Origin of the sequence: Kaistia defluvii, from assembly GCF_026343955.1 — a bacterium.
In the GTDB taxonomy this organism is placed as follows: Bacteria; Pseudomonadota; Alphaproteobacteria; order Rhizobiales; family Kaistiaceae; genus Kaistia; species Kaistia defluvii.
In genome coordinates this window covers 197448-217817 of the sequence record NZ_JAPKNI010000004.1, presented here as the reverse complement: position 1 = coordinate 217817, position 20370 = coordinate 197448, and the positions used below count along the sequence as shown (strand labels likewise).

Genomic DNA, 20370 nt, shown 5'->3' with positions numbered 1-20370 from the left:
TGTTCCAAGGTTTGGCTGATCCATGACCCTGAAAGTTCTCGCCGTCGTCTCCGAGATCTATCCGCTCGTGAAAACCGGCGGCCTCGCCGATGTCGCCGGCGCCTTGCCGGGGGCGCTCGCGGCCGAGGATGTCGCCGTCACCACGCTGATCCCGGGCTATCCGGCGGTGATGGCGGAACTGAAGAAGCCCGAGGTGGTGCATACCTTTCCGGGCTTGTTCGGCCATGACGCGCGGCTGCTCAAGGCGCAGGCGAAGGGGCTGGACCTGCTCGTCCTCGACGCGCCGCATCTCTTCAACCGGCCGGGCAACCCTTATGTCGACGACGAGGGGCGGGACTGGATCGACAACCCGCTCCGCTTCGCCGCGCTTTCGCGGGTTGCGGCCGAAATCGGCCAGGGACTGGTGCCGAGGCTGACGCCGGACGTCATCCACGCGCATGACTGGCAGACCGGCCTGACCGCCGCCTACATGCGCTATGACGATCGGGTCGCCATCCCGACGGTGATGACCGTCCACAACCTCGCTTTCCAGGGCCAGTATGGCCGCGACCTGCTGCCGGCGCTGGGCCTGCCGGCGCGCGCCTATGCCGTGGACGGCGTCGAATATTACGGCACGATCGGCTTCCTGAAGGCCGGCTTGCAGATATCCGATCGCGTCACCACCGTGTCGCCGACCTATGCGGCCGAGATCCGCACGGGCGAGGGCGGCATGGGCCTGGATGGCCTGCTGCGCAGTCGCGGCAATGCCGTCTCGGGGATCCTGAACGGCATCGACACGGCGGTCTGGAATCCGGCGACGGACACCTCGATCGCCGCGCCCTTCGACGTCGCCAAGATGGCCGGCCGCGCCGCCAACAAGAAGGCGCTGCAGCAGCGCCTGGGTCTCGATGTTGATCCCAATGCGCTGATCTTCGGCGTCGTCAGCCGGCTGAGCTGGCAGAAGGGGCTCGATCTGCTGCTCGACCGCCTGCCGGTGATCCTGGGCTCTGGCGGACAGCTGGCGCTGCTCGGCTCCGGCGAACCGTGGCTGGCGAACGGTTTCGGCGGAGCCACGACGCTGCATCGTGGCCGCGTCGGCATGATCAACGGCTATGATGAGGGCCTGGCGCATCTGATCCAGGCCGGCTCGGACGTGATCCTGGTGCCGTCGCGTTTCGAGCCGTGCGGCCTGACCCAGCTCTGCGCGCTGCGCTATGGCGCGCTGCCGCTGGTGTCGCGGGTCGGCGGCCTCGCCGATACGGTGATCGACGCCAACGAGGTGGCGCTCGCCGCGGGCGTCGGCACCGGCGTGCAGTTCAATCCAGTCAATGGCGACGCGCTGGAATCCGCCATCCTGCGGACGACCCGTCTATGGCAGGACCGCCCGGCCTGGAAAAAGATGCAGAAGAACGCGATGAAGACCGACGTCTCCTGGACACGGCCCGCCGCCGCCTATGCGCGGCTCTACCGCGAGCTCGTGGCCGGCCACGCAGGATGAAGGTCAATGCGTCCGTGAGCGACGGCTCGCCCGAGCCGCTCGGCGTCACGCCGACGGCGACGGGCGTCAACGTCGCCGTCGTCTCCGGCCATGCGGAGGCGATCCATTTCTGTCTGTTCGACGCGACGGGGCAGATCGAGCTCCGGCGCATCCGCCTGCCGGCCCGCTCCGGCGACGTGTTCCACGGCCATGTGGACGGTGTAAAGCCGGGCGACCGCTATGGCTTGCGCGCCGACGGCGAGTGGCGTCCGAAAGCCGGCCAGCGCTTCAACGTCGCGAAGCTGCTGGTCGATCCCTACGCCCTGGCGCTCGACCGGCCATTCCGGCTCGCCGACGTTCTCTTCGACGCCCGCCGCCTTGGCGTTGCCAGCGACGAGCACGACAGCGCCGGCGTCGTTCCCAAGGCGATCGTGACATCGACGGCGGCTCCACAGCCACGCCTGGACCCGCCGGTCGACTGGGACCGGCAGGTGATCTACGAACTGCATGTGCGCGGTTTCTCCAAGCTCAATCCCGCGATTCCCGAGGCCCTTCGCGGCACCTTCGCCGGGCTCGGCCATCCAGCCTCGGTGGCGCATCTGAAGCGCCTCGGCGTCACCACGGTGGAACTGCTGCCGGTCGCCGCCTGGCTCGACGAGCGCCATCTGCCGCCGCTCGGGCTGACGAATTACTGGGGCTACAACCCGATCGCCTGGATGGCGCCCGACCCGCGCCTGGCGCCCGGTGGCTTTGCCGAGGTCGCTGCGGCGGTCGCGGCGCTGCATGAGGCCGGCATCGCCGTCATCCTCGACGTCGTCTTCAACCATTCCGGCGAGAGCGACCATCTCGGCCCGACCGTCTCGATGCGCGGCCTCGACAATGCTGGCTACTACCGGCTCGATCCGTATGACCCGGCGCACTACGTCAACGATGCCGGCACCGGCAACATTCTGGCCTGCGACCGGCCGGCGGTGGTGCGGATGGTCATGGACGCACTCCGGACCTGGGTGGAGCGCGCCGGCGTCGACGGCTTCCGCTTCGACCTCGCCACCACGCTTGCCCGCCGCGACGACGGATTCGATCCGGCGGCGCCGCTGCTCGCCGCCATCGACCAGGATCCGCTCCTGCGGAATCTGATCCTGATCGCCGAGCCATGGGACATCGGCCGCGGCGGCTACCAGCTCGGCAATTTCCCGGCCGCCTGGGGCGAGTGGAACGATCGCTACCGCGATACCATCCGGCGTTTCTTCCGGGGCGACGAGGGCATGATCGGCGATCTCGCCACGCGGCTGGCCGGCTCCTCCGATATCTTTGCGCTCCGTTACCGGAGAGTTAACAGAAGCATCAATTTCGTCACCGCCCATGACGGCTTCACGCTTGCCGATCTCGTCGCCCATGAGCGCAAGCAGAACCACGCCAATGGCGAGAACAATCGCGACGGCACCGCCGACAATCGCTCCTGGAACAATGGCGCCGAGGGGGAGACCGACGACGCCGCGATCCGCGCGCGCCGCCGCTCGAACGTCCGCGCCCTGCTTATGGCGCTGGTGTTCTCGCGCGGGACGCCGATGCTGACCATGGGCGACGAGCTCGGCCGAGGCCAGCAGGGCAACAACAACGCCTATGCGCAGGACAATGCGCTCACCTGGCTCGACTGGGCGGAGGCGGACCGCGATCTAATTGATTTCGCAAGCCAGATCATAGCTTTGCGTGCCGCGCATCCGGCACTGCGGGACTCGCGTCCCCTCACCGGACAGCCGATTGTCCCGGACGGCGAGCCCGATGTCGGCTGGTATGGTCCCGACGGCGAGGCGCTCGACGGGGCCGGCTGGCACGCGCCGGATGCCCGGACGCTGGTCGCCGTTTTCGCCGTGCTGACGCGGTCCGGCGAGGTCGATCGCGCCTGTCTCCTGCTGCATGGCGGAACGACGCCGATCGATCTGCGCCTGCCGCCGAATGCCGGCGGAACGTCCTGGCAGCTGGCGGCCGCGTCCGCGGCGCCAGACCCGAGCCGTGCCGCGCAATCCGGCCCGATTTCATCCCTGAAGGTGCCACCGCGCTCGGTGTTTCTCTTTCTCGGGTAGCGGATCGCCGCGGCGAGCCTTGGCTGCTGCCTGGTCAAGACGATTTGATATAAATCGGCCGGATCGAGCCTGCGGGTCATTTACGCTGTTGCGCTAATTCGATGGCTGGGCGGGTCGCGGTTCGTTAAATTTGTAGTCAAGAATTCTGTGCTTTTCGCGGGGGCTGTCGTGCCGGAGACGATTTTCAGGAATTGGACGGATGACCTGAGCCGGGATTGGGGCAAGAAGCCGCTCCGGATCGATCATTCCTTGAGCCAGAATGAGCTGTTCTCCAAGGACGCCCTGGCGGAACTGATCCAGCGCTACCCGATCGAGCATTATTCGCTGATGCGCACGAGTTCGCGCGGCGAGGAGAAGAAGATCTGGCGCCGTGGTGAAGTCGGCGGCCTGAGCGGCCACGAAGTCATGGCCCAGATTGCCTCGGGCGGTCTGTGGCTGCAACTGCGAGAACTGAAGCTCGTCGACAGGCGCTATTACGACCTGCTGATGTCGGTCTATGGCGAAGTCGAGCAGCGCGTGCCCGGATTCGACTCCTTCAATCATGAGATGGGCATCCTGATTTCGTCGCCCAACGCCAAGGCGCATTATCATGCCGACCTGCCCGGACAGGCGCTTTGGCAGATCATGGGCCGCAAGCGGGTCTACATCTATCCGGCCGAGGAGCCCTTCCTGCCGCAGGCTGAACTCGAGAAGATCGCCCTGACCAGCCTGGAATCGGCGCTGCAGTACGATCCCGAATTCGATCGGCACGCGCTGGTGCTCGATCTCGAGCCAGGGCAGATGCTGACATGGGAATTGAACGCGCCGCATCGCGTCGAGAACCATGACGAACTGAGCGTTTCGATGACGACCGAGCACTGGACGGAGCAGATCCGCCGCGAGCAGATGCTGACGGTGGCCAACGGAATCCTGCGCAAGCATTTCGGCATCTCCCCCAAGCGGGGCGCCACGGAAGGTGCGGGCTTCTGGACCAAGGCCGCCCTGCAGGCCGGCTGGCGCCGCAGCCCCTGGTACAAGCGCGAGCAGCGCAAGATGCTTCCTGTCGACTTCCGTCTGGCACCGGGAACCGTGACGAAGATCGTCGATATCCCAGCCTATGTCGTCTGAAGCTGCGCCCGGAAGGCTCGCGACGACAGCGGGAGTTCCGTCATGACCAACGCGTCGCGTGACCGCTGGACCGTCACCTTGCACCGATCCTGGCAGGAGGCCGCCCCGCTGTGGCGGCCGTTCCTTGCCGGCCATGCCCCGGTGACGCCGTTCCAGGCGGAGCCTTGGCTATCGCATTGGTACGGCACGTTTTCTGGCCGGGACGATGTCACGCCGGTGCTGGTTCATGTCGCGGATGCGATGGGCCGGGACGCCCTCGCGCTGCCGCTGATCCTGCGGCGGAAGAGCCTGCGAACGGTGGAGTTCGCCGATCTCGGCATCACCGACTACAACGCGCCGTTGCTTGGGCCCGCGGCACCAGTCGACGAGGCGGAGGCGCGCGCGCTCTGGCGCGCGGTGCGTGCCGCGCTGCCGCCGGCCGATCTGATCGAATTCACCAAGGTGCTGACCACGATCGGCGACCGTCCCAATCCGCTGGTCCAGGCGTTTGGCGGCGAGGTCTCCAACCTCTTCGGCAACTATCTCCGCATCGACACCGACTATGAGACCTGGCTGCGCAGTCTCGCCAAAGGCAACCGCAAGGAACTTGGCCGGTTCTGGCGCGTGTTCACGCGCGACGAGCGGGCGCGGTTCGTGTTTGCCGAAGACCCGGAAATGGTCGGCAAGATCTACGGATATCTGACGGCGCAGCAGAGCGCGCGCATCCGGTCGCTGGGGCTGCCCTATCTGCTGGATGAGCCGGATTATGACACTTTCTATCGCGAGCTCCTGCTCGACGGCCTGAAGGACGGTTCGGCCAAGCTCTCCGCGCTCACGGCGGGCGATGAACTGGTCGCCGGCCTGTTCGGCATCGCGCATGGCGATCACTATTCGATGGTGCGCATCAGCACGGCGGGCGGGGAGTGGGCCAACTGCTCGCCCGGCCGCCTGCTGATCGAGCGCACGATGGAGGCGCTGCACCGGCAGGGCTTCCGCACCTTCGATTTCACCATCGGCGATTATGGCCACAAGCGCAGCTTCGAGGCCCGGCACATCCCGCTCGTCGACATCCACCAGAGCCTATCGTGGCGCGGATGGGGAACCGTGGGCTACCAGAGTGCCAAGGCGTTCGTGAAACGCCATCCCTCGATTGAAAGGTTGGCCCGCAAGGCTATGCGCCGGGCGGCCTGAGCCTCAGCCAGACGCCTGCACCCTGCGGTCGAGCCGGCGTCGCAGGATATCGCGCGCTTCGCCGCGATAGGCGACCAGGATAGCGGCAGCGTAGACGACCATTCCATACAGGATGGTAAGCACCAGGGTGGTGATGTTCTGGGCCGGAGGTATCACGGCGAGGCCGAGCGCCATCGCGCCGGTGGAGACCAGGACTTTGACGATGTCGCGCACGGGCGGCACGAAGTCCAGCTTGTGCATGGCGAGATACAGGCTGACGATCGCGGCCATGGCCGAGCCGAGCGCCGTGCCGATGACGGCGCCGACCGGTCCGTAGAGCAGCAGCCCCGCAATCGTCAGGATGACGGCGGCGACGATCTCGACGATGTCGACGATGCCGGCATAGCTCAGCCGCTTTTCCAGGATGAAGATCTGGTCGCTGACATGCACATGCAGGAAGCGGATGGCGGCGGCGAGTGCGGAAAGACCGAGGATCGCCTTGGTCATCTCGCGATAGGGCTCGGCGATCAGCAGGTCGGTGGCCGGCGTGCTGATCATGGCGATGCCGACGACGGTCGGTGCCATGACGCCGATCAGCAGGGCGGCGTTGGTGGCGAGTTGCGCCAGCGCCTCGGTCCGCTTGCCCTCGTTGAGCAGGCGTGCGGCGATCGGGAAGGCGGCGGCGGCAACCAGCATGGCGCCGAACGAGGCGCAGCGGCGGCCGAGGCCCCAGCCCACCGCCATCAGGCCGAAGGCGGCCGCGCCCGAGATATGGCCGATCACATAGCGGAAATTATTCTCGGCGATCCAGCCGAGGCCGTAGAGCAGCAGGATCGGGCCGCCATAGGCGAAGGCGGCGCGCAGGATGGCGCCGTCGATCCGCCGCGGCAGGATGGCGAAGCCGATCAGCGGCGCGGCGACCAGGTTGGCGATGAGTTGCGCCACGCCATAGGCCAGGATCAGCGCCTCGCCGGTCGGCTGCCACCAGGTCACCAGCCCCAGCCCGAAGCCGAAGCCGAGGATCGGGCCGAGGATCTGCAGCATGGTGTAGGCGAAGATGTTCGATTGCGCCCGCGCCCGCTCGGAATAGTGGGTGTTGATACCGCGCGTCGCGAAGAAGAAGCCGATGACCAGCACCGTCCGCAGGGACAGTTGCGCCTCGTCGATGATCGCCACGGTCGCCAGAGCCGCGATCAGGCTGATCGGAACCGACAGCGCGATGATGGCCGCTTCGGTATGCAGGAAATGGCTGCGCTCCGAGCGGCCCCGCTCGAACGGCATGAAGCGCAGCGCATAGACCGAAAACCAGGAGAGGGCGATCAGATAGGCGAACTCCTGGGTGGCGGTAATGAGCACGTAGGAGCCCATTTCCGCCGGCGGCAGGAAATAGGTCCAGACCACCATCGAAAGCAGCTGGAATGCCGGCGACAGCAACTGGGCCGGCAGGTAGCGGATCGTCTGGCGGATCAGCATCAGGAACGTCCGTCCGAGATGGGCGGGATGAAGCGGCGGTCGAGCCCGATCAGGATCATCGCCATGATCAGCGCCATGTCGGTCGTCTTGTTGGCGACGCCGGTCGAGGTGGACGAAACCAGGAAGAAATAGGCGAGCGGAATCAGCCCCGGCGTTCCCACCGTGCGGATGATTTCCGCGCCGAAGAAGACAAGGCCGGCAAAGAAGATCACCGTGGTGACGATGCCGTAATAGGCGAAGAAGGCCACGACGAAGCTCTCGATGCCGATGGCGAGGTCGAGCCGGCGCTGGTTGGATGCGACATGGCCGAGGTCCGGCGCGAAGAAGACGTCACGCAGCGCCATGCCGTCGAAGATGTGGAACATCGCCACTCGGGTCGCGGCGCTGCCGGAATCGTCCTCGAACCGGCTGAGGAAAGTGTCGAGGACGCCGCCCTGCACCAGCAGCGAGCCGATCGTCGCGATCAGGGTCAGGACGACGATGACGGCGAGGGCGTCCCGTCGTCCGAACGGCCGGCCGGCGAGGATCTTGACGAGGCTCAACAGGCCCCGCGCCGTCAGCAGCGCCAGCGCCATAACCGTGGCGGCGCGACCGCCGAAGGCGACCATAGCGCCGAGGCTGTAAATCAGCAGGAAGGTCCGTATCGGCAGGTCGAAGCGTCGGCCGCCGGGCCCGCTCAGGATCAGGAGGTACACGCCTGTCGCGAGCGCGTTGATGAGTGGGTGACCGAGCAACGCTGTCGAGCGCCAGTCATAGGTGATCAGCGCGCCGCCCTCATAGTTGGGAGTCAGCCGCCAGCCGGTGAAATATTCCGCGTAGCCGAGCGTCGAATTGAGCAGGAAGAACAGATGCAGCGCGATCACCAGGCGCTCCATCACGGTGGCGCGGAGCGCCAGGATCGAGATGAACAGCGCCAGCGGCAGCACGAAGGTGTCGACGACGGCCGAGATCGGCAATTGCTGCACCACCGCCGTCTGGAAGGTCAGGAGCCCGATCGCCATGGCGAAGACGAGAATGCCGGGGCGCTGCGCCGCGAGCGCCGCCAGAAGCCGGCCGGGGCCGATCACGATGGCCCAGGTGCCGAGCGCCGCCAGCGCCAGGAAGGTGGCGGGGTGGAATTTGGTCAGGGGCGAACCGCCCGTTGACGCATAGGGGATGCCGACGGCCTGCAGAACTTTGGACGACACCAGGAACAGCACGGCCAAGGTGAGCACCGTCAATCCGGTCGCGAGCCCGATGGGTCGCGCTATGCGGATCGGCCGGTGGACCGGCGTGGTCCAGGAAGCGCTCACGGGGTCACGGCCTTCTTCTGCCTCGGCTCCGCTTCGTCGGAGTGACGACGAGAAGACGGTCTCAGCGTGATGCCGAGCAGCAGCAGGGCGCTCCAGCGCCAGCGCACCAGCACCTTGTGCAACACAATCGGCAGGAACAGTCCCGCCATCAGCGCCGCGGCAAAGTAGATGCCGAGCGGCAGGCCGGGATTCGCGATGCTGAGCGCCTTGCGCAACGCCGCCGTGAAGAACACGTGGAACAGGTAGATGGTGTAGGAATAGGCGCCCACGAACTCGAGCGGCCGCCACTGCAACGGCGAGAAGAACAGGAACAGGCAGGCCGAAACGCCGAACAGCAGCCCGAACGCCGACTGGCGCGCGAAATTCAGCGTATTCCAACCTTCATACTGGCCGAGATTGAGCAGGAACAGGATCGCCACCGCGATCCCGAACACCAGGATCGCCACGCGCCGCCGCGCGGGGACCTCGCCGAGCCACTGGTTCAGCGACCAGATCTTCAGCAATTGCCCGAGCAGGAAATAGGGCAGCAGATAGAGCGCCGAGCCAATCGCGAAGATGTCGGGGTCGAAGGTCGGGGCCGCGATGAAGATCGCGCAGGCAATGGGAAACAGCCCGGTCATGAAGGCGCGCGCATGGCTGCCGACAAGATAGCTGCCGACCAGAAGCGCCGCCATGATCAGCATGGTTGCCTGCAGGTACCAGTAGTGCTCGTAGGGCAGGATGTAGATCTGCCAGATCGGCTGCGAGAAATCGTGGTTGATGATGCCGAAGCAGAGATAGAACAGCGTCGAGACGACGACGAAGGGGATGCCGATCCGACGCAGTTTCTTGCCGAAAGCGCTCGAAAGCGCGGCGCTGTCGGCGACATACGCCTGGAAGACGAAGCCGGACAGGAACGAGAACAGCGGCATCCGGATGTGGATGAACAGTTCGGTGAACAGTCGCCAGCCATTATGGGCGACGATGTGCATGCCGTGTTCGGAATCGTTGCCGATGACGTGGTAGGCGACGAGCAGCACGCAAGCGAGCCCGCGCAGGGCGTCGATATGCCGGTCTCTGCGAGGGGTGGTCGTCACCATACCGTTGAACTGGTCCGTCTAGACAGGAGCGCGCGCGAACGATCTATACGGCCAATCTTCCCGTGGAAGGCCGGTTTCTGTCGATAGCGTTAACTGTTTCGTTCCGCCCGCCGCGAGACCGGCCGCGCCGGGAGCGGCCTTCGAGGCTCGGCTTGGCCGGAAACAAGGCGGACGCGGGAAAATCATCGTTTAGATATCCTTAATCGCGCCCGGCCATAGTCGGCGGGCCGGGTGGGCGGACCGGCAACCCGCGAACCCTGCGGATTCCAACCACGTCCGTGGAAGACAATGGCGGCCAGGGCCAATTTTTCGATGACTCGACCGCCGGAGCTGGCGGCCGAAAGCGGCGGGGTGTTCGACCCTGCCTCGGATGCTATCGATCTCTCGGCCCTGTTCGGACTGCTGCGGCGTCAGCTCTTGCTGATCCTCCTGACCACGGCGCTTTTCGTCGGCGCCGGCCTTGCCTATTGCTACCTCGCCGACAAGGTCTATCAGGCGACCACGCGGGTCCTGCTCGATCCGCGCGACAAGCAGCTCGTCGGGCCCGAGGTGGTGCGCCCGACCCAGGGCGTCGATCTGAGCTGGATCGAGACGCAGGTCGACCTCGTCACCGCATCGGGCACGTTGCGCAAGGTGGTCGAGCGGGAGAACCTGATCGACGACCCGGAATTTGGCGGCACCGGCAGTCCATCCGACATGGATGCGGTGCTGACGTCCCTGGCACGGCACGTGCGCGCCGAACGCGGCGCCCAGACCTATGTCATCGACATCATCGTTTCCTCGACATCGCCGGAAAAGGCGGCCCGCCTTTCGATCGCGGTCGCGGAAGCCTTCATGGCCAGTCTGACGGAGGCGAAGCAGAACGCCGCCCGCCAGGCCAATCTCCTGATCGCGCGGCAGATCGATGATCTGAAGGCCAAGGCGCGCGAGGCGGAAGACCGGGTCGAGGCCTACCGCAAGGAGAACGGGGTGGTCCAGGTCGACGGGCGGCCGGTCGACGAGCAGACGCTGAAGCAGTTGAACGAGGCCAATGTCACGGCTCGGCTCAAGGCGGACGAAGCCTCCAGCCGGCTTGCCAAGCTGGACGCGATCGCGCGCACGAACGGCGGCGATCTGGCCTCGGCATTGTCGTCGATCGATTCCCCCGTGCTGGGACGACTGAAGGTCGAGTATGCGATGGCCCTGCGCGAGCAGGCGGAACTGCAGCAGACGCTGGGCGATCGCCATCCGCGCATGCAGGCCATCGGCGCGGACATCGCCCGCAGCCGCAGCCTGATTGCGCAGGAACTCAACAACCTCGTGGCGCGCGCCCGCGTCGAGGCCGATCTCGCCAAGTCGCAGGTGGCCAGTTCGGCCGCGGCGCTGGCTGCCGCCACCCGCAAGGTGAGCGAGACCAGCGACGCCAGCGTGGCTTTGCGCGATCTCGAGGGGGAGGCGGCGATCCGTCGCGATGTCTACCGCGCCTTTGTCGCCCGCGCCCAGGAGACGGGCCTCCAGGAAAACCTCCAGGTCTCGGACGCGCGCATCATCAGCCCGGCACAGGTGCCGCTCTACCCCTCGTCACCGCGCAAGAAGATCATCCTGGGACTGGCCGGCATTGGCGGGCTCGGTGTCGGCCTGGCGCTGGCGCTTTATCGTGGAAGGACAAGGCCGGCGCGGCCCGCGGTGCGGGAGCGTCTTCATCTCGTCGAGGATCCTGTCCTGCCGCAGGCGGAACCGGAACCGGAACCCGTCGCCGCTCTGGCGAGCGAGTCTCCGGACGTGCTTGCCGAAATCGGGGTGCCGGGCTCGCTGGCGAGCGGCGATGCGCTGACCGAAGAGGCCGCCGGCGAATTGATCGGTGGCGTCGCCGTCGATTCCCGTCCTGCCTTCCAGGCGCTCGCGGAGGCCTTGACCCGGCCCGGCGATACCGAAGGCCCGGCCGTGCATGTCCTGTTCGGCACCGCCGCCAGCGGCGCGATCGCCGCCGTGGCCTATGGGCTGGCGCGCGTCATGGCGGAAGAACCGGCCGAGACGCTGCTGATCGACGCCAATAGCGGCACCGTGACCACAGGCTCCTCATTGATCGGCCGCGATGTGCACGGCATTCTCGATGTCGATTTCAATCACGCCGAAGCCGACGCCATCGGCAGTCGGCTCGAGGATGCCTCGATCGTGCTTCTGCCCGCCGCAAGCGCCCGATTGCGCCATGAGATCGGCTTCCATGGTGATCGCCTGGTCGAGACCATCCGCGATGTCGCGGACGGCTTCGAACGGGTCGTGGTCGATCTCGGGCCATCCTGCCCGCCGGCGTTGTTCAACGCCCTGATCGGAATTGCCGACGACGTCGTCATGGTCGTCGACGCGCAGGAGGCAGACACGCCGGAGATTCGCGCCATGTTTGCGGACCTCCGGCATCTGGTGCCGGACCTGCGCGGCATGGTCGCGACAAGGGCGACCACCATCGTCGTCGAAACGCCCCCTGCGACGGCAATGGCGTGAGAGCATGGCCCGGGCTCCCATTATCTACGTCGATGAGAGCCATCTCGGCCGCTATGTGACGGGGCTGGAGCGGATCACGCTGGAGCTGTTCTCCGCAGCTGCGCTCGCGCCCCTTGCCGTCGAGCCGCTGCGCGCGTCCGGCACACGCGGCATGATCGTGGCGCAAACCATGCGCCTGCCGGCGCGCCTGGCTTCCAACCGGCGCTCGCTCGCGCTCTGCCCCGGCTTTCCGCCATCGATTCCCCTGTCGCTGTTTGGCGATCGCGTCATTCCCTATATCCACGACACCTTCCTGCTGACCCGCAAGCAGGACCTGAACTGGCGCGCCCAGACCTACATGGCGCCCGCTTTCCGCTTCGCCCTGCGCCGCCTGCCATGGCTGCTCGTCAACTCCGAGACGACCCGGTCGGAGGTCTCCGCCTTCGCGCGGCCGGATGCGGATATCTCGCTCTATCGCCCCCGCGTGCGCGATGTCTTCTGCATTGCGGATCAGGCCGGCCGGCCTCGCTCCTGGTCGGCCGGCCAGCCGCTCCGGCTCATCGCCATCGGCACGGTCGAGCCGCGCAAGAACCTGCGTGCGGCAGCGGCTATCGTGGCCGCCCTGCAGGCGATCGGCCTCGATGCGCAACTCGACATTGTCGGCAGGCTAGGTTGGGGCAATGAGGTCGAGGCGCTGAAGGCGATGCCGCATGTCACGCTGCACGGCTATCAGGAGGCCGATCGGGTGCGCGACCTCATCGCGGCCGCGCATGCGCTGATCACCACGTCGCATGATGAAGGCCTCGGCCTCGCGCCGCTCGAGGCGCAGCATGGCGGTCTCGCGACCATCGCCGCCGACATCAAGGTGTTTCGCGAGGCGCTGGGCGATTCCGGCCTGCTTGTCGATCCCGCCCGGCCGGATGCGGCGGCCCAGCAGATCCGCGCCCGGCTGGTCGATGCCCCGGATGGCCTAGCCGCCGCTGCGGCGCGCGCTCGCGGCAATCTCGACCGCTGGAACGCAGCCGCCGATCGGGATCACGCGCAGCTGATCGAGCGCCTGGCTGCCAAGCTTGCGGCGCGCGGCTAGGTCCGGCGGTTCCTGAGGGCCTCGGCGATGGCGTCGGCGGCCGGCTTCGGCCGGAAGGCTGCGTCGAAGGGCAGGGGGCGCGGCAGCCGTTTCGCGTCCGGATCCGCCTCGCGCGCGGCGTGGTCATACCAGCTGGCGGAATCGGCAAGCTGCCAGGTGATGACCGTGTTCACCGCCGGAACCGCGAGAACCGCCTTCAGGAAATCGCGGTAGCGGGCGGCAACGGCCGCATCGCGCGTCGGGATATCGTCGGGAAGACTGCTGTCATCGACATCCAGTTCCGTGATCATGATGTCGATCTTGCGCTCTGCAAGCTGATGCAGGAAGTCGGTGAAGCCGGCATCGTCGTAAGGCCGTGCCGGGTCGAGATGGCCCTGCAGCCCCACCGCATCGAGCCGCACGCCGTCCTGCTGGAGACGGTCGACCAGCCTGAGCAGCCCGGCGCGGATCTTGGCGCCGTCGTCGTTCCAGACTTCGGCCATCGCTTCGTTCAGCACGAGCCGGGCTTTTGGGTCGGCCGCCTGCGCCCGCTTGAACGCCCGGCTGACATAGTCCTGGCCGAACGCCTGCAGCCAGGGCCCATCGCGAAACCCGCCGTCGAGACCATGGCCCGGCCAGAATGGCTCGTTGACGACGTTCCAGGATGGCAATCGCCCGGCGAAATAGCCGACGGTCTCGTCGATATGCCGGTCGAGCGCCTTCTGCTTCCCGGCCTTGGAGAGCGACATCAGCCAATCCGGCCGGCTTTCGTTCCAGGCCAGCGCGTGGCCATGTACCGGCAGGTTGCCAGCGTCGGCAAAAGCCAGGATGGCCTCGGCGTCGCCCGGCAGGAAGAGGTTTGCCTCGGGCCGCAGATTGCCGAACATCAGCGCCCAGTCGACGGTGAAGATCCGCGCCTGATGCAGATAGAGCGCCGCCTGGGCGGGGATCTCCATAGTGTCCGCGGCGATCGACGTTCCGAAGGTGATGCCCGACTTTTCCGCGATGGCGCCGAGCGTGCCGCCGTCCGTCTGGGCCAGGGCGCGGCTGCCCTGCGCTGCCACGCTGGCTGAAAGGGCGGCACCGAGGCGCAGGACCTCCCGGCGGGAAATTCTCATGAAGTCACCTGTGCCCGCTCGGGTTCCAGTCTTCTTAACCTTCTCAGCTATATCGGTAGCAAACAAGACGTCTTGCGGGTCGCGGGATCTCCGCCGGTACCGCGTCGCTGTCGCGATCCGACATGCGTTGAAGCACGGGAATAAAGATGCGAACGGACAACCATGGCAAGCGCTGACATCCCGCGATCGGCCGTCCCCGCCGACCTGGTGCGCATCGATGCCGGTCGCGTCAATGTCGCCACGCAGGCCGAGCTGATCGGGCGCGTCATTGCCGATGCCCGCAGCGGCCAAGGCGGTTCCGTCTTCACGCTCAATCTCGATCATCTGGTGAAGTTGCGCGACGATGCTGCCTTTCGCGAGGCCTATGCGGCGGCGACCTATGTCACCGCCGACGGTGCGCCGGTCGTCAGCATCGCCCGGCGGCAGGGGGCGGCGGTCGATCGCGTCACCGGCGCGGACCTGGTCGTGCCGCTGTGCCAGGCGGCGGCCGAGTCAGGTGTTTCCATCCATCTGTTCGGCACTTCCGACGCGATCCGCGATGCCGCGGCGGCGGAGCTGCGGACCGAGATACCGGGGCTGGTGATCGCCGGATCGGAATCGCCGCCGCGCGGCTTCGACCCGAACGGCGCGGAGGCGAGGGCGGCCGCCGACCGGATCGCCGCATCCGGCGCCGGCATCTGCTTCGTCGCGCTCGGCGCGCCGAAGCAGGAATTGTTCGCCCACGCCGCCACGCAGCGCGCCGGCGGCGTCGTCTATATCTGCATCGGTGCCGCGCTCGACTTCATCTCCGGCCACAGCAAGCGCGCGCCGGTCGCTTTCCAGCGCACCGGCACGGAATGGGTCTGGCGCTTCCTCCAGGAGCCGCGCCGGCTCGGCATGCGCTATGCGCGCTCGATGGCCTACTACATCGCTTATCTGCTAAAGGGCTCGCGTCGCGGCTGAGGAATATCGGGGAATGCAACACCGCCTGACAATGCTGCATCCGATCGATCCGCGCGGCTCCAAGGTCGGCGGCATCGAGACCCATGTCCGCCTCATGTTCGAGCGCCATCCGCCGGACTTCTCCGTCCTGCTGGTCGGAGTTGACGAGCGCGGCGACCTCGAGCTTGGCAAGGTAGTCCAGCTGCCGGTCGGCGACCACACGATCGACTTCCTCCCCGTGGTCCATATCCCCGACAAGGAGATCCACGGCGCGGCCAAGAAGCTCTGGCAATCGGTGACGCTGCGCTTTGCGCTGGGCGCGCTGCGATATCTGCCGACCATCCGTCGCTTGGGCGCGGCCCCGCAGGCGACGACCGAACTGCAGCGTTTCGAGTTCGCGCCGATCGGTCGAATGCTGGGTCGCCCGGTCGTGCAACTCGTGCATGGCGAGGGCAGCCGTAGGGACCAGATGGATTCGCTGATCAAGCGCTTCTGGTACATCAATGCCGTCAACGAGCGCATCGCGCTGCGGCTGGCGAGCCGCATCGTCTGCGTCAACCAGAACATCATCGAGCGGTTCAAGAAGGTGATGCCGCAATTCGTGGCGAAGTCGGAGCTCCTGACCGTCTCGGTCGACATGGACCGCTTTGCGCTGGCGCGGTTTCCCGAAGGCGAGGTATTCCGGATCGTCTTCGCCGGTCGCCTCGACGCGTTCAAGGACCCGCCCTTGATGTTCGAGACGATGCGCCGACTGCATGAGGCGCTCGATGGCCGTTTCGAGTTTCACTATATCGGCACCAGCGATCCCCATCGCTTCGCCGAATTCGCCGCGATCGAGCCGTTCACCATCCGCCATGGCTTCCAGAACTCCGAAGGCGTCTCCGCGATCATGCGGCAGTGTCATGCCGGCGTGCTGACCTCGTTCTTCGAGGGCATGCCCTGCTACCTGCTGGAATCGCTGTCCACCGGCCGCCCGGTCGGCGCGATCCGCCTGCCGCAATTCGATCCGCTGATCCTTGAGGGGGAGAGCGGCTTTCTCGTCGAGCGGCCGGCCGATCCGGTCGCCTCGGCCGAGGCGATGACCGCGGGCTTCCTGAAGCTTTGGGACGAGATCCAGTCGGGCCAGCTCGATCCCGGCGCGATCCGGGCCAGGGCGGTTCCTTACTCGACCGAGATACAGATGCCGAAGCTGTTCGAACGCCACCGGCAGCTTGCGGCCGCCCGTACCTGACCCTCAGCCCCTGCGCATGATCTCGTCGAGCAGAGCCTGCCAGGCGGCAAAACCGGCATCGCTCGAAAACAGCCTTGCCCGGGCGATGCGCGGCGCCGGGTCGCCGGGATTGGCAAGAGCCGCGTCGATCGCATGGGCCATCGACCTGGTGTCGCCAATCGGAACGATCTTGCCGAACGTGTTGCCCTGGAGGATTTCGCGCGGGCCGGCGCAGGCGGTGGCGACGACGGGGAGCCCCGCGCCCAGTGCCTCGACGGCAACCATGCCGAAGGCTTCCGTGCGGGACGGGATCACGCAGAGACGCGCCCGCGCGTAGAGCGGTGCCGGGTCGGTGTAGCCGACGAGCTTCACCTTCCGATCGAGGTCGTGTTTGCGGACCACCGCCTCCAGCGCGGCGCGCTCCGGCCCTTCGCCGGCGATGGTCAGCGTTGCATGATGCGTCGTGACGAGGGCGAAGGCTTCGATCAGATCGCCAAAGCCCTTTTCGCGGGACAGCCGACCGATGGCAACGACGGCGGGTGGCCGCGCCGCCAGGCTTTCCGCGTCGACTTCTGTCGGGCGCAGGGGGACGGGGTTGTAGATGCGCACGGTCTTTCCGGCTTCCGCGCCCCAGCGATCCACCATCACGGTCTTCAGCGTCTCGGAGACGCAGACGATTCGGCTGCACAGCTTGGTCAGGATCGGCATGCCGTAATAGGCTGCGGCGCTGAGCTTGCCGGTCCGGTATTCCTCGAAGCCGTGGAACGAGACGACCAGCGGCACGCGGCTGCCGCACAGCACCTTGGCGAGCGCCAGCTTGGTGGCGTTGCCGGATAGGGCGGAGAGCGCAATATCCGGCTTGAAGCGGCGAAGCAGACGGGCGAGGCCGGCGACACCGGCGCGGTTGCCGGGTGGCAGGATCTCGACACGCACGGCGGGATCAAGCGGGGTTGCGTCGTCGCCCGCGCCGTCGACGGCGAGCACGACCTCGTCGCCCTGGGACGCGAAATGCGAGGCAAGCAGCGCCCAGACGCGTTCCGCTCCACCGCCGCCGGCGAGCGAACGCGTGTAAAACAGATACTTACGCTTTGCCATTAGCCTGCTCGTTCCGCGTGCAAATCTATCGCATCGAGCCGTAATGCCGAATGCGCGCCGCGCCAAGGAGAGAGATGCCATGCGGATCGATATCCGGCTCGACCCGTCCGAATTACGCGCCTGGCAGGCCGAGGTCGTCGCCGGGCTGCGGGCGTTGCCTCGTTGCGAGATCCGCCTGTCGAAGGGCAGGGCGACCGGCTGCGTGCCGAAATCCGCCCACACGCTGTTCTGGCTGGAGCGCACGCTTTTCCACGCCGAACACGGCGCCATGGCGACCCACGCTGCCTGGCCCGATCTGCCGGTTGCGGATGGTGAGTGGTTTCCGGATCTTCGGATCGATCTCTGTGGCGATGGAAGCGATAACGGCGGGGTCGATATCCTGACGATCCGCTGCGACGGCGAGCCGCTGGAAGCGGGTGCGCTCGCGGCTGTGCTCGACGAACGCGCGCCCTGTTTCGAGACGGTGCTGGCGACCGATTGTGGCGCTCGGGTTCTTTCCGTGTGGCGGCCTGCGGTCGAGAATCCGCGCAGCGCGACTGCGGCGCTCGGCATGCTGCTTGGCCGGGCCGCCCATATGCTGGTGCATGACGCGGCACGCCTCGTCGAGGGCATCCCGGCCGGCACCCTTGCCGCGCCGCCGATTCCCGCCAAGCGCAACCGCTCGGCGGCAGGCTTCCTTGCCGCTTCGCTGTCCGCCCGCGTGCGACACCGGATAGAACGGCAGCTGGGCCGCGCGCCGAACTGGTTCGTCGCCTGGCGCGAGCGGACCGGTGGTGATGAGTTGCCGGTGATCACCCCCGCCGGCTTTCGCCGGCTTGCCGATGACGGCCAGCGATTCTATGCCGATCCGTTCGTCTGGGAACGCGAGAGCAAACGGTATCTCTTTGTCGAAGAATTCCCCTACGCGACGGGCAAGGGTGTCCTTTCGCTCAGCGAGATCGCCAGCGATGGCAAGATCGAGCGGCCGCGCGTCGTCTTCGAGACGGATTGCCATCTCTCCTATCCGTTCCTGTTCGAGCATGAGGGCGCTCTCTGGATGATCCCCGAGACGTCCGCGCGCCGTACGGTCGAACTCTATCGCGCCGATCCGTTCCCCGATCGCTGGACGCTGCATTCCGTGCTGCTGGAGAATGTCGATCTCGGCGATGCGACCCTGCAGAAGCTCGGCGACAGCTGGTGGATGTTCGCCGGCTCCCGGGAACGCTGGACGTCGAGCTGGGACGCGCTCTCTCTTTATCGCGCGCCGTCGCCCTTTGGCCCATGGCAGCCCCATCCCGGCAATCCGGTGATGGTCGATCTTCACGCCGCACGCCCTGCGGGCCGCATCCTCGAGATCGGCGGCCGGCTGGTGCGGCCGGTGCAGAATTGCGACGGGCTCTATGGCGCGGCCCTGGGCTTTGCCGAAATCCGCACGCTGACGTCCGAGGCCTATGCGCAGACGCTGTCGGCGATGGCGCTGCCCTGGGGCGACAATACCGGCCTGCACACCTTCAATCGAAGCGCGAGCCTGGAAGTGATCGACCTGTTCGGCCCGCGCGGCTGAGGCCCCCAACAACCCTTCATAGCTGGTGGACGGGAGGGGGTAGGATTGACTCGCTCTCGACAGATATGAAAAAGTTTTTCGCATAGGAAATGGATGCGGGAGACGAAACATGGCCGACGCCTTGACGGAGAGCGAACGGATCGAGCGCGGCGGAAAGCGCATCAACTGGATTCGTTCGCGCATGCGGCTGCTGGCCGGCGTCCGCGCCGATTTCGAGCGCGACCGGCCCTTCGCCAGCCTTTCCATCGGTGTTTCGCTGCATCTGGAGCCCAAGACAGCGGTGCTTCTCGAGGTACTCCAGGCCGGGGGCGCGGCGATCGTCGGCACCGGCAATCACGGCTCGACCCAGGACGATATCGTGTCGGTGCTCAAGGCCAAGGGCATGCAGCTCTATGGCAAGCGCGACGACGATCTGGACCAGCACCTGAAGAACGTCGCCAAGGTCGTCGCGGCGCGTCCCGACATCCTGCTCGACAATGGCGCCGATCTGGTCGCGCTGGCGATCGAGGCGGGCACCGTGGGATCGATCCGCGGCGGCACGGAGGAGACGACATCCGGCGGTGATCGCCTGCGCGACGAACTCGCCGGCAAGGTGCCGTTCCCGGTCATCGTCATCAACGACAGCCCGTTGAAGCAGATCGCCGAGAACCGCCACGCCGTCGGCCAGTCGATCGTCGAAAGCTTCATGCGGATCACCAATCTGATGATCCCTGGCCGCCGTTTCGTCGTGGTCGGCTATGGCTGGTGCGGGCGTGGCATCGCGCAATATCTGGATGCGCTCGGCGGTCGCGTGGCCGTGGTCGAGACCGATGCGATCAAGGCGCTGGAAGCGGCGCTCGACGGCTATCGGGTTGGAAAGATCGAGGACCTGGCCGGGTGGGGCGAGGTCTTCATCACCGCGACGGGCCGTCCCGGCGTTCTTGGCGAAACGGCGATCGCAAGGATGCGCTCGGGCGCGATCCTCGCCAATTCCGGCCATTTCCCGTGGGAGATCGATGTTGCCGCCCTGCGGGCGCAGGCGACCGGCTCGGAACTGGTGGACGACTCGCTGGAGCGGATCGAGCTTGCCGATGGCCGGCACGTCGTGCTGGTGGCGGATGGGCGGATGTTCAATCTCGCCGGCCGCGAGCCCAAGGGCAATTCGATCGAGTCGATGGATATCGGTTTCATGCTGCAGGCGCTGTCGCTGGCGCGGGTCGCGGGGGCTCGCCGCACCGCGCTGGTGCCGGGCGCCCAGCCGGTCCCGGACGATATCAACCAGACGATCGCTCGCCGCATGGTGGCCGAGATGGGGGCGGATCTGTAGAAGCCGCCTGT

15 protein-coding genes are annotated in these 20370 nt (G+C 66.7%); 10 read left to right on the top strand and 5 right to left on the bottom strand.

Annotated elements, in window-relative coordinates; genetic code table 11:
• Window positions 1-22 precede the first annotated feature (22 nt).
• From glgA to OSH10_RS12040, 4 genes are all read left to right on the top strand, one after another.
• Window positions 23-1477: a glycogen synthase GlgA gene (glgA, locus tag OSH10_RS12055; protein ID WP_266331999.1), complete on the top strand. Its 1455-nt coding sequence runs from the start codon at window positions 23-25 to the stop codon at window positions 1475-1477.
• The gene (gene glgX, locus OSH10_RS12050; RefSeq protein WP_266331997.1) at window positions 1474-3540 is read left to right on the top strand and encodes a glycogen debranching protein GlgX; all 2067 of its coding nucleotides are present in this window, start codon (window positions 1474-1476) and stop codon (window positions 3538-3540) included. Before glgA ends, glgX begins: the two co-directional genes overlap by 4 nt.
• A gap of 249 nt (window positions 3541-3789) precedes the next feature.
• Window positions 3790-4647 carry a hypothetical protein gene (locus OSH10_RS12045; RefSeq protein ID WP_266331996.1) on the top strand — a complete coding sequence of 286 codons (858 nt, stop codon included), beginning with the start codon at window positions 3790-3792 and terminating at the stop codon, window positions 4645-4647.
• 42 nt (window positions 4648-4689) lie between these two features.
• Window positions 4690-5817 (top strand): GNAT family N-acetyltransferase, encoded by a 1128-nt coding sequence (locus OSH10_RS12040; protein WP_266331995.1) that lies wholly within the window; start codon window positions 4690-4692, stop codon window positions 5815-5817.
• Window positions 5818-5820: 3 nt separating this feature from the next.
• Here OSH10_RS12040 and OSH10_RS12035 read toward each other — a convergent pair whose 3' ends face one another.
• The 3 genes from OSH10_RS12035 to OSH10_RS12025 are packed head-to-tail and all read right to left on the bottom strand — an operon-like array spanning window position 5821 to window position 9640.
• Window positions 5821-7269, bottom strand: a complete 1449-nt coding sequence (locus OSH10_RS12035; protein WP_266331993.1) for a lipopolysaccharide biosynthesis protein — start codon at window positions 7267-7269, stop codon at window positions 5821-5823.
• Window positions 7269-8561 carry a VpsF family polysaccharide biosynthesis protein gene (locus tag OSH10_RS12030; RefSeq protein WP_266331992.1) on the bottom strand — a complete coding sequence of 431 codons (1293 nt, stop codon included), beginning with the start codon at window positions 8559-8561 and terminating at the stop codon, window positions 7269-7271. The genes OSH10_RS12035 and OSH10_RS12030 overlap by 1 nt, the downstream gene beginning before the upstream one ends.
• On the bottom strand, window positions 8558-9640 hold the full coding sequence (locus tag OSH10_RS12025; protein ID WP_266331991.1) for an acyltransferase family protein: 1083 nt from the start codon (window positions 9638-9640) through the stop codon (window positions 8558-8560). The genes OSH10_RS12030 and OSH10_RS12025 overlap by 4 nt, the downstream gene beginning before the upstream one ends.
• Window positions 9641-9952: 312 nt before the next feature.
• Here OSH10_RS12025 and OSH10_RS12020 point away from each other — a divergent pair, with 312 nt between their 5' ends.
• Complete coding sequence (locus tag OSH10_RS12020) at window positions 9953-12121, top strand: Wzz/FepE/Etk N-terminal domain-containing protein (RefSeq protein WP_266331990.1); 2169 nt, start codon at window positions 9953-9955, stop codon at window positions 12119-12121.
• A 4-nt stretch (window positions 12122-12125) separates the two neighbouring features.
• Window positions 12126-13187 carry a glycosyltransferase gene (locus OSH10_RS12015; RefSeq protein ID WP_266331989.1) on the top strand — a complete coding sequence of 354 codons (1062 nt, stop codon included), beginning with the start codon at window positions 12126-12128 and terminating at the stop codon, window positions 13185-13187.
• Here the strand turns inward: OSH10_RS12015 and OSH10_RS12010 are convergent.
• A complete protein-coding gene (locus OSH10_RS12010; RefSeq protein WP_266331987.1) occupies window positions 13184-14284 on the bottom strand; it encodes an endo-1,4-beta-xylanase in 1101 nt (366 codons plus the stop codon). The genes OSH10_RS12015 and OSH10_RS12010 overlap by 4 nt on opposite strands.
• A gap of 162 nt (window positions 14285-14446) precedes the next feature.
• On the opposite strand from OSH10_RS12010, the gene OSH10_RS12005 reads away from it, so the two are divergent.
• Both OSH10_RS12005 and OSH10_RS12000 read left to right on the top strand, forming a co-directional pair.
• Window positions 14447-15226: a WecB/TagA/CpsF family glycosyltransferase gene (locus OSH10_RS12005; RefSeq protein ID WP_266331985.1), complete on the top strand. Its 780-nt coding sequence runs from the start codon at window positions 14447-14449 to the stop codon at window positions 15224-15226.
• Between the two features lie 13 nt (window positions 15227-15239).
• Entirely contained in the window at window positions 15240-16436 is a 1197-nt protein-coding gene (locus OSH10_RS12000; RefSeq protein WP_266331984.1) for a glycosyltransferase, read from the top strand.
• Window positions 16437-16439: 3 nt separating this feature from the next.
• On the opposite strand, the gene OSH10_RS11995 is transcribed toward OSH10_RS12000, so the two are convergent.
• Window positions 16440-17510 carry a glycosyltransferase gene (locus OSH10_RS11995; protein WP_266331983.1) on the bottom strand — a complete coding sequence of 357 codons (1071 nt, stop codon included), beginning with the start codon at window positions 17508-17510 and terminating at the stop codon, window positions 16440-16442.
• Between the two features lie 79 nt (window positions 17511-17589).
• Between OSH10_RS11995 and OSH10_RS11990 the strand changes: the two genes are divergently transcribed.
• Window positions 17590-19053, top strand: coding sequence for a glucosamine inositolphosphorylceramide transferase family protein (locus OSH10_RS11990; RefSeq protein WP_266331982.1), 1464 nt, complete (start codon window positions 17590-17592; stop codon window positions 19051-19053).
• Between the two features lie 109 nt (window positions 19054-19162).
• Window positions 19163-20359: an adenosylhomocysteinase gene (locus tag OSH10_RS11985; RefSeq protein ID WP_266331980.1), complete on the top strand. Its 1197-nt coding sequence runs from the start codon at window positions 19163-19165 to the stop codon at window positions 20357-20359.
• Window positions 20360-20370 lie beyond the last annotated feature (11 nt).

What these genes read in the sequence shown, in the direction of transcription:
- OSH10_RS12040 (WP_266331995.1), top strand. Translation starts at nt 4,690, where the DNA reads ATGACCAACGCGTCGCGTGACCGCTGGACCGTCACCTTGCACCGATCC.
- OSH10_RS12020 (WP_266331990.1), top strand. Translation starts at nt 9,953, where the DNA reads ATGACTCGACCGCCGGAGCTGGCGGCCGAAAGCGGCGGGGTGTTCGAC.
- OSH10_RS11995 (WP_266331983.1), bottom strand. Translation starts at nt 17,510, where the DNA reads ATGGCAAAGCGTAAGTATCTGTTTTACACGCGTTCGCTCGCCGGCGGC.
- OSH10_RS12015 (WP_266331989.1), top strand. Translation starts at nt 12,126, where the DNA reads ATGGCCCGGGCTCCCATTATCTACGTCGATGAGAGCCATCTCGGCCGC.
- glgA (WP_266331999.1), top strand. Translation starts at nt 23, where the DNA reads ATGACCCTGAAAGTTCTCGCCGTCGTCTCCGAGATCTATCCGCTCGTG.
- OSH10_RS12010 (WP_266331987.1), bottom strand. Translation starts at nt 14,284, where the DNA reads ATGAGAATTTCCCGCCGGGAGGTCCTGCGCCTCGGTGCCGCCCTTTCA.
- OSH10_RS11990 (WP_266331982.1), top strand. Translation starts at nt 17,590, where the DNA reads ATGCGGATCGATATCCGGCTCGACCCGTCCGAATTACGCGCCTGGCAG.
- OSH10_RS12000 (WP_266331984.1), top strand. Translation starts at nt 15,240, where the DNA reads ATGCAACACCGCCTGACAATGCTGCATCCGATCGATCCGCGCGGCTCC.
- OSH10_RS12025 (WP_266331991.1), bottom strand. Translation starts at nt 9,640, where the DNA reads ATGGTGACGACCACCCCTCGCAGAGACCGGCATATCGACGCCCTGCGC.
- OSH10_RS12035 (WP_266331993.1), bottom strand. Translation starts at nt 7,269, where the DNA reads ATGCTGATCCGCCAGACGATCCGCTACCTGCCGGCCCAGTTGCTGTCG.
- OSH10_RS11985 (WP_266331980.1), top strand. Translation starts at nt 19,163, where the DNA reads ATGGCCGACGCCTTGACGGAGAGCGAACGGATCGAGCGCGGCGGAAAG.
- OSH10_RS12005 (WP_266331985.1), top strand. Translation starts at nt 14,447, where the DNA reads ATGGCAAGCGCTGACATCCCGCGATCGGCCGTCCCCGCCGACCTGGTG.
- glgX (WP_266331997.1), top strand. Translation starts at nt 1,474, where the DNA reads ATGAAGGTCAATGCGTCCGTGAGCGACGGCTCGCCCGAGCCGCTCGGC.